Raw genomic sequence first — 227 nt, 5'->3', positions numbered from 1 at the left:
GTCACATCAATACGCAGGACCGACACATCTCCATCCCCTCGCACCGCCACATCCGCGGCACCCGTTACACGCTTCCACACCCCCGCAGTCTGAGCAGCTAAACGCGCGATTACTGCCAAATCAGCGCCATAAATCGAGATCGCTACTTGGCTCCGCACTCCAGCCAACAGATCTTCCATCCGCATCTGATTAGGCTGAGACCATGAATTATCCGCATCCGGCAAATC

1 protein-coding gene is annotated in these 227 nt (G+C 55.9%); it reads right to left on the bottom strand.

What is annotated here, in order from left to right; all coding sequences use genetic code 11:
• The coding region (locus tag KB213_RS12425; protein WP_211683573.1) for a hypothetical protein at positions 1-227 on the bottom strand (227 nt) is incomplete at both ends.

It is taken from the genome of Neokomagataea anthophila, assembly GCF_018122595.1.
GTDB lineage: Bacteria > Pseudomonadota > Alphaproteobacteria > Acetobacterales > Acetobacteraceae > Gluconobacter > Gluconobacter anthophilus.
Note: the sequence above shows the minus strand (reverse complement) of the source record. Positions and strands in the feature narration are given on the sequence as shown.